We start from the raw sequence: 281 nt of genomic DNA, 5'->3' as shown, positions 1-281 counted from the left end.
ATACGCGCAAAGATGGATGTTCAAGCACCCAACTCCTGAAGATTTTTTCAGAACAATGGAAGATGCATCTGCCGTTGATCTTGATTGGTTCTGGAGAGGCTGGTTCTATACCACAGATTTTGTGGATATAGGTGTTGAAGAAGTTAAAAAATATTACGTGACCGACAAGCCTACGAAAGAAGGAACCGAACTGCTGAAGCGTTACGGCGTGGAAGATCCATCTGCTATGGATGTACTTTATGTAGTGGAAGAAGGCGGTGAAGAATATAATGAAAGCATGA

General features: G+C 42.3%; 1 pseudogene. It reads left to right on the top strand.

The features are described from left to right. Positions 1 to 281: pseudogene (locus tag HC176_RS19375) on the top strand (M1 family metallopeptidase); the annotation flags it as partial.

The organism is Tamlana crocina, assembly GCF_012037625.1.
Note: the sequence above shows the minus strand (reverse complement) of the source record. Positions and strands in the feature narration are given on the sequence as shown.